Here is an 8,140-nt window from a genome sequence, read left to right on the forward strand (position 1 = left end):
TCCTAAACTCATTTAAGGGACAATCTCTTCATTGTTCATAAATGATTGTACATCCTGATCCGCCTTCGATTGATTGCAGGCATTGCATGCGCAAACGCAATTAACAGGCGTCGTATGACCGCCCTTTGCACGCGGCAGCAAATGATCGATCGTATCTCCGAATTCGCCGCAAAAATAACAGGTATGGTTGTCCCGCTCCAAAACATAATGCCGGAAATCCTTGTTGCTGAACAACCGGCGAATCGTGTGACGGTTTACGATAACCGCAGCATGCTCCTTAACGAGCGTTCTCGCGAGCTCCAATTCGATTTCTTGATACCAGCGCCTTCCCTTATCCGTCTTGCCCCTCATCCAAATCGTCCCTTGACGGGTCGTCTTCAGGGCGGCAGGATCATTCGGCAGCGGGACAGTCGGCAAAGGCGGCACACTGCGCGGCTTGTTAGCTTGAGCTCTCCTTCGCATTGCTTTCTGATCTTGAACCGCAATGACGGTTGAAGGAGCTGCAGCGGCCTTCGCCTTTCTGCAAGCCCGGCATGCTCCGCGGCGCGACCCCGCACTTGAACGCCTGCCTGTCCGTCTCAGAAATTGTGAGATAGGCTTCATTTCCTTGCAATTCGCGCATTGTTTCATGACAAGAGGTTCTGTTTCATCCATTAGTTATTCCGGGGCGAATCCCTTTCTCCGCTCCCGATTTCGTCCCCTCATGTTTTTCTACTATTGTAGCATTAATTGCGATTCCATGGGAGCTGCGACCTAATTGCGGTTTCCGTTATTTTCGTTATCATGGTCTTCCCATCTGCGCGAATACGCCTTATTCGTAATCCAAAACGTGATCCATGCTAAAATAACGACAATAATGGCTGCGGCAACCCAAACGCCAACCGGAACTTCCATTCGATCTCCTCCCGTCATTCATCTTCATGATTTAAAAGTTACAATACTCTGCTTTGATTCGTTCACATGAAGCTGGAATACGTCAGCGCGATTATAGTGGCCGACAACGTCGAAGTCAAAGCGGCTCGCCGTTACAGCCTCCATATCCAAATCCGCATATAAAATACACTCTTGCCCGTATACCGGCTCCGTTACATAATCGCCCAAAGGTCCAACGATCGCGCTGCCTCCCCGGCATAGCGTATCCGGTTCCTGCGCAAGCTCTGCATAGCCGTTCAAGTCAGCCGGATACGAATCCTTCGTGACGAACTGGTTGCTGGACATGACGTAGCATCTGCCTTCGCACGCGATATGCTTCAGTGTGGCTTGCCACGTATCCCGCGCATCGGCTGTTGGCGCAACCAAAATATCGATTCCTTTCGCATATAAGGCCGTTCTTGCCAGAGGCATATAGTTTTCCCAACAAATCAAACCGCCTATTCGGCCAAACGGAGTTTCTATAACGGTAAGCGTGCTTCCGTCTCCTTGTCCCCATAACAATCGTTCCGAGCCGGTCGGCATCAGCTTCCGATGCTTGCCGAGCAGCCTGCCATCGGGGCCAATGTAGACAATGCTGTTATAAAGCGTCGAATGGCTGTACTCCTGATCCCGCTCCACGACGCCAATAATCAAATAAACGCCTGCTTCCTTCGCGATCTCGCCAAGCTGCTCCGTATCCTCCCCGGGAATGTCGATTGCGCTTCTCCAGTATTTTGCCCAGTCCTTACGGCCTTCCATCGTTCTGCTGCCGACTCTCGCACCGAAGGATAGACCTCTCGGATAGCCCCCTATGAATACTTCCGGAAAGAGAAGCAATTGGGCGCCTTGCGCCTGCGCTTCCTTGGCAAAGCTCGCAATTTTCTGAATGGCGGACTGTTTATCGAATAATATCGGCGCCGCCTGAACGACAGCTGCCCTTGCATTTCGTTCGTTCAACATCGTCGTCCCCTTCTTCCCCCGTTCAATTGGCCCTGCCCAACCTTATAGGACTATCATAGAGGGTTCTCTGCGGCCTGTAACCGTCCAATTGGTGCGTAAATAGCCCAACCAATTTTCTAATTCGCAGCCTTACCGTTTTGAGCGCATCCCACCCATTATCCTGATGTGAAAAAAGACAACCGAACCAATGTCCTTTCATTATTCGTTCCCATTCAAATAATGATCAGTTTATATTTGTCCTCCTATGCTTTGTTTGTTATGATTAAGCAAAGAAAATCGTTTGAAGCAGGTTTGCAGCGCAAACCTTTAAGGAGGAACACATGCAAAAGGTTAAAATTTTTTCCGGCACCTCGAACCAAAGGCTTGCCGAAGAGCTGTGTAAGGAGCTTGAGCTTCCGCTAGGAAATGTCGCTATTTCCAGGCAGCAGAGCGGCGAAATTCATGTATCCTACCAAGAATCGATTCGCACCTGCGACGTGTTTATCGTGCAATCGCTATCCCATCCTGTAAACGAGCATTTGATCGAAACGCTCGTCATGATTGATGCGGCTAAGCGCGCGTCGGCCAAAACGATCAATATCGTCATGCCTTATTACGGCTATGCCCGTCAGGAAAGAAAATCTGCGCCTCGTGAACCGATTTCGGCTAAGCTGGTAGCCGATGTGCTGACGACTGTCGGCGCCAACCGGATTATTACGGTGGATTTGCATGCTGATCCGATTCAAGGTTTTTTCGATATTCCAGTCGATCATTTAACGGCGCTCGATATGATCATCGAATATTTAAGAGCCAAAAAAATCAAAAACCCTGTTGTTGTATCCCCTGATGCGGGAAGAGCTACAACCGCCGAGAAGCTGGCCGGTTTGCTCGATTGCCCATTCGCCATTATGATTAAAAATCGGCCGGCTCATAACCAATCCGAGATTACGCATATTATCGGGGACGTGGAAGATATGACGCCGATCATTATTGAAGACTTAATCGATACGGGCAGCACGATCGTTAACGTCGTAGAGGCGCTTAAGAAAAAAGGCGCGCATGATTCCTACATATGTGCAACGCACGGGTTATTCTCAGCTAATGCGCTGGAGAAGCTCAACCACCCGAATATCCGAGAGGTCGTCATTACGGATACGATCTCGATCGATGAGGCGCATACGGAAAAGTTTGTCGTTCTCCCGATGTCGCCGCTGCTTGCTACAGCGATCAAAATTATTACGGAAGGCGGCTCCATAGCTACCTTGTCCAAAGCAAGCATATAATGGTTACTCGATAGCCGCTATGCTCTATAGAACTCCTCCCACCCCCTTGCTTAATGGCAAGGGGGTGGTTTTTGTCATGCATAGCTATGGAAAACCGTGGCAAAATAAGCTGACGACTCATCACTTTGGCGGGTAAGGAGGAACGGACCGATGAATGTGCAGTCGGAAAATGTGAATTCGAATCAAACCGGTCATAAAAGCTCAAATCTGACAGAAAGTGAGAATCCTGACCAATCCGATCATATAAGCTCAGATCTGACAGAAATCTTGTCCTATATACATAACATATTTTCAGAAACGCCGGATTTAATTATTCGAAAAATCACGATCAAACAGACGGGCGAGCAAGCGGCGCTAATCTATATAGCTGGATTGTCCGATCGGACAGCCATTAATCAAGACGTCCTTCGCCCCCTCCAGCTCGAAAACGGCAGCGGACAGCCTGGTGATGAGTTAATCATGAATGTTGGACATATTGTACCGGAAACCTCCTGGTCCCGCATTGAAGCTACACTTCTTCAAGGAAGCAGCATATTGTTCGTAGATGGCAGAGAGGAAGCCTTTAGGCTCGATACGATAGGCTGGCCGCAACGAGCCATTCAAGATTCCCAGCTTGAATCTTCATTAAAAGGCTCGCATCAAGGCTTCATCGAAACCGGCGGGCAAAATATAGCTATGATTCGTCGTTATATCGCGAACCGCGAGCTGAAAATGAGACGTGTTACCGTTGGACGACGCGGACAGACCATGGTGACTGTATTATATTTGGCGGATATTACAAATCCTGATCTTGTTGACCAACTTGAGCAGCGGATTGAAAATGTCGATGTAGATGTCATTCTAAACGCTGGAGAACTATCCGAAATGATTGAGGATAACCCCTTCTCTCTATTTCCGCAGTTTATTTCAACGGAGCGTCCGGATACAGCCGCATCGCAGCTGTTACAGGGGAGATGCGTCGTTGTCGTTGACCGATCGCCGAATGTGCTTATAGCGCCCGTTACTTTTATGTCCTACTTTCAAAGTATTGACGATTACAGCATCCGCTGGCCCACAGCTACATTTCTTAGATTGCTGCGGCTGTTTGCCTTTTTTACCGCCGCCTTTCTGCCTGCCTTCTATATCGCTGTCGTCTCCTATCATTTCGAGATTATTCCGATGAAGCTGCTGCTCACACTCGGGGAATCGCGCGGGCAAGTTCCGTTTCCTCCGTTCGTCGAGGCTATTCTCATGGAAATCACCTTGGAAATGCTGCGCGAGGCAGGTGTTCGACTTCCAGCGCCGATAGGACAAACGGTAGGCATCGTTGGCGGTATCGTTATTGGTCAAGCAGTCGTACAGGCAGGCTTAATAAGCAATGTAATGGTTATCGTCGTCGCCTTCACGGCCATCTCATCGTTTATTTTGCCAAACTACGATATGGTTGCCGCGGTAAGGCTCATCCGTTTTATTTTAATGATTCTTGCTACCTCGTTCGGATTTGTAGGACTGATTGTCGGTTTGATGACGATGATCGCTCATCTGTTGACCCTTAAGTCGTTAGGTATGCCATATGGCAGTCCGCTTGCGCCCGTGCGATTATCGGATTGGAAGGATACCCTCATTCGAGTACCGGTCTGGCTCATAAAAAATCGGCCAACCAATAGCGTACCTCTGCAGCAGAAAAGACGAGGTGATATTCGTAGAAAGGAGGATGACAAATGAATAGCAATGGAAGAAATAGCATTACGTCCATGCAATTCATTTTTATTATATCCGGTATTCAAGTAAGCGTCTCTATCCTGTCTCTGCCTAGAGATCTAGCGGATGCAGCTGGAACGGACGGATGGATGGCCATTCCGATCGGATTTGCGTTAAGCGTGGCGGCCAGCTTTATTATCGTTAAAATTATGGAGAGCATGCCGGACGGCACCATCCTTGATCTACTCTCGCGGTTAATCGGCGTTTGGGCTGGGAGATGCTTCGCCTTGCTGCTTTGCGTCTATTTCCTGTCTTTTATGTACGATAGTCTCGACCGGGCAATTCTCATTACGAAAGCATGGCTGATGCCGAACACACCGTCTTATATGCTCATGTTTTTACTTCTCATTCCTACTTATATCATTAGTAAGCATGGACCCCAAGTAATCGGAAGATATTCCGAGATTATCTTTTTCCTATCCAGCTGGATTCCGTTCATCTATTTGTTTACGCTTAAACACGCGCACTGGCTCTATCTGCTTCCACTGTTTAAGGAAGGTGTGACGCCTGTATTGTCAGCAGTGCCTGCCATGCTTTATCCGAGTCTTGGGATGGTGACAACTTTTATTTTATATCCGCATTTAAAAAACAAGGAAAAAGCGTTCCGCAGTCTCCTCCTCTCTAACTCACTGACCATGCTCATCTATTTATATATCACAATCATTAGTTTTATTTACTTCAGTCCTGACGAAATCAAATTGTTTAACGAGCCCATTGTCAGCATATTAAAAACAATTGAATTTCGCTTTATAGAACGAATCGAGGTCCCTTTTATCGCTTATTATCTTTTCATATTTTCGTTAGCATGGATTCCTTCCGCTTATATTGCCGCTTTCTGCATAAGCTGGTTGTTTAGCAAGAAGGACACCATTCTACCTGTACAAATCTTTTGCATCGTGCTTGCCGTAAGCTCCTATTTCTATTTGCCGACCTTTAATCAAGATGATCTCTTCGGCGTTTGGATCGGATATTTCGGAATTGGCATAGAATATGTGTTTCCGATTCTCTTGCTCGGATATATCGTCCTGAGCAAGCATTTCAAGCAGAGGAACGACTTATGAACATACGGCTGTTTTCCAGTTTGCTCATCATTCCCATCATATGCCTCTTGGTTTCGGGATGCAGCGACGAATTAACGTTGGAAAATGCGGCAACTCCCCTTGCGCTTGGCATTGACCTTGATAAAAATGATAAATTCACTTATTACTCCTCGACACCTGTATACAGCAAAAATAGTAAAAGAAAGAGTCAACAATTCAGCGATACAGCGTCTACGCTCCGTCAATCAAAATCGCTGCAGGATTCCCATACTTCCGGATCTACGCAAGGAAGGAATTTCCAGGTTGTTTTGATCGGCAAACGTTTACTGCAGCATGAGGATTGGTTTCCTTTGCTCGATGTGCTTTTTCGCGATGCAAGAAATACGGTAATGGATCGGGTTATCGTCATCGACGGACCCGTTTCGGACATCTTCTTTTTAAACGCGAATAACCAGCCTCTACTGCCTATTTTACTGCGCGGAATGGTCGAATCGAAAAGCAAAAAATCGGAGACGTATGCTACAACCGTGCAAGAGCTCCACCGTCAATTTCATGAAAAGGGAATTACGCCTTATATGGCAGAAGTCAAATTAAAGAAGCAAGAAATTAGATTAGAGGGTTCGGCTTTACTCAGTGAGAAAGGTAAATATGAAGCTTCGTTCGGCGCGCAGGAAACGGTCCTGCTCAGCATTTTGCAGAAGCAGGCCAAGTCGGGGATCAGCCTCTCCTATCGCATGCCCGGCAAACCGATAGAAAGTCCATTCGCTACCGATATGTTAAGCTTCTCTGCCAGTAAAATAAAAACAAAAATAAAAACCTCATACCAAAACGGCCGGTTTCATTTTGATTTTCATATCAAGATGTCCATCAGTTTATCCGAGCATTTGTTTCCATATGACATCTCAAAGGACGCGGATAAGTTAGAGAAGCAAGCTGCGGAGCAGATGAAAGCACAAATGGAAAAGGTCATAAAGATCATTCAGAAGCATGGAATCGATCCGATCGGACTTGGCATATATGCAAGAGCTTTTGAGTACAAGGAATTCAAAAAAGTGGAAGACAATTGGGGCGAGGCGGTCAAGGATGCGGATATTAACGTGAAACTGGATCTTACTATCGGAGCCATGGGGCCGGTGAAGTAACAGCTTTGGTAAAAAAAAGCGGGCACCACCCTAAGCTCTGGTCAAGTCCCATTTTTATAGATCTAAGACGCAGCGGCAGACTGAACCGTGTATCTGATATGCTCCCCTTACGGTAGACAGTTGAAATAATAAAACCTGCTACTGTGAGGGGAGCTTTTTCATGTCTAGAGGAAAATATAATGCTTTGGAGAAACTCACTATTCTCGAAGAAGTATCAAACGGGGAAATTGGTTTTCTGGCCGCAGCGAAGAAATATGGGATTAATAAAACGACTCTGATGAAATGGCAACGTCGGTACAAGCTTTATGGTTATGAAGGGTTGGAGAGTCGTACACGTATCCGAAGCTATACGGATGAGCTCAAGCTTCAGGCAGTGAAAGATTACCTGGAGGGCGGATTGTCCCAATACCAGATTATCGATAAATATAAGATTGCGAGTACAAAGCAACTCTCAAACTGGATAAAGAAGTATAATTGTCATAGCATCTTAAAAGCCTATAAAGGGGAAGCAAAAGCTATGACAAAGGGTCGCTCTACGACGTGGCAGGAACGGATCGATATTGTCCAATATTGCCTGACAAATAAGCATGACTACCATAAGACAGCAGGACAGTTTCAGGTCTCCTACCAGCAAGTATACCAATGGGTGAAGAAGTTCGAGGATGGCGGTCAGGATGCGTTAAAGGATGGCCGAGGACGAAAGAAAGCGTCAGAAGAATTAACGGAGGCCGATCAACAGAAACTGGAAATGAAGAAGATGGAGTACGAGATGGAGCGGCTTCGAGCGGAAAATGCATTTCTAAAAAAGCTACGGGAATTCCAAAGGAGGCGAAATTAAGTCAATACCGTCAAGAGAACGTCTATCTTGCCATTCAAGCGCTTCGGGAAGAAGCGTTGTTCAGTATTCAGCTTCTATGTGAAATTGCAGGTATTCCACGCTCAAGCTACTACAAGTGGCTAAATCGCAAACCCGGTTCCCGTGAACAGGAGAACGCAGAGTTGACGCATGTTATGATGACCATTTATGAGAAATTAGAGCGTATCTTTGGCTATCGTCAATTAACGCTGCACATGCGCAGCCAAA

General features: G+C 46.7%; 8 protein-coding genes and 1 pseudogene. 6 read left to right on the forward strand and 3 right to left on the reverse strand.

Going from position 1 to position 8,140, the window contains the following annotated elements; translation table 11 throughout:
- Positions 1–12: 12 nt before the first annotated feature.
- From AC0YNZ_RS30460 to AC0YNZ_RS30470, 3 genes are all read right to left on the reverse strand, one after another.
- Positions 13–654, reverse strand: coding sequence for an HNH endonuclease (locus AC0YNZ_RS30460; RefSeq protein WP_475830122.1), 642 nt, complete (start codon positions 652–654; stop codon positions 13–15).
- 99 nt (positions 655–753) lie between these two features.
- The gene (locus tag AC0YNZ_RS30465) at positions 754–894 is read right to left on the reverse strand and encodes a hypothetical protein (protein WP_475830123.1); all 141 of its coding nucleotides are present in this window, start codon (positions 892–894) and stop codon (positions 754–756) included.
- A 24-nt stretch (positions 895–918) separates the two neighbouring features.
- Positions 919–1,872 (reverse strand): carbon-nitrogen hydrolase family protein, encoded by a 954-nt coding sequence (locus tag AC0YNZ_RS30470; protein WP_475830124.1) that lies wholly within the window; start codon positions 1,870–1,872, stop codon positions 919–921.
- Positions 1,873–2,192: 320 nt separating this feature from the next.
- Here AC0YNZ_RS30470 and AC0YNZ_RS30475 point away from each other — a divergent pair, with 320 nt between their 5' ends.
- The 6 genes and pseudogenes from AC0YNZ_RS30475 to AC0YNZ_RS30500 all read left to right on the forward strand — a co-directional run.
- Complete coding sequence (locus tag AC0YNZ_RS30475) at positions 2,193–3,134, forward strand: ribose-phosphate diphosphokinase (protein ID WP_475830125.1); 942 nt, start codon at positions 2,193–2,195, stop codon at positions 3,132–3,134.
- Between the two features lie 150 nt (positions 3,135–3,284).
- On the forward strand, positions 3,285–4,838 hold the full coding sequence (locus tag AC0YNZ_RS30480; RefSeq protein ID WP_475830126.1) for a spore germination protein: 1,554 nt from the start codon (positions 3,285–3,287) through the stop codon (positions 4,836–4,838).
- On the forward strand, positions 4,835–5,935 hold the full coding sequence (locus tag AC0YNZ_RS30485; protein WP_475830127.1) for a GerAB/ArcD/ProY family transporter: 1,101 nt from the start codon (positions 4,835–4,837) through the stop codon (positions 5,933–5,935). The genes AC0YNZ_RS30480 and AC0YNZ_RS30485 overlap by 4 nt, the downstream gene beginning before the upstream one ends.
- Positions 5,932–7,056 (forward strand): Ger(x)C family spore germination protein, encoded by a 1,125-nt coding sequence (locus tag AC0YNZ_RS30490; RefSeq protein ID WP_475830128.1) that lies wholly within the window; start codon positions 5,932–5,934, stop codon positions 7,054–7,056. The genes AC0YNZ_RS30485 and AC0YNZ_RS30490 overlap by 4 nt, the downstream gene beginning before the upstream one ends.
- Before the next feature lie 160 nt (positions 7,057–7,216).
- The gene (locus AC0YNZ_RS30495; RefSeq protein ID WP_475830129.1) at positions 7,217–7,894 is read left to right on the forward strand and encodes a transposase; all 678 of its coding nucleotides are present in this window, start codon (positions 7,217–7,219) and stop codon (positions 7,892–7,894) included.
- A gap of 56 nt (positions 7,895–7,950) precedes the next feature.
- A pseudogene (locus tag AC0YNZ_RS30500) lies at positions 7,951–8,140 on the forward strand (IS3-like element ISSau2 family transposase); the annotation flags it as partial.

Source organism: Paenibacillus sp. J2L1-98, from assembly GCF_056269405.1.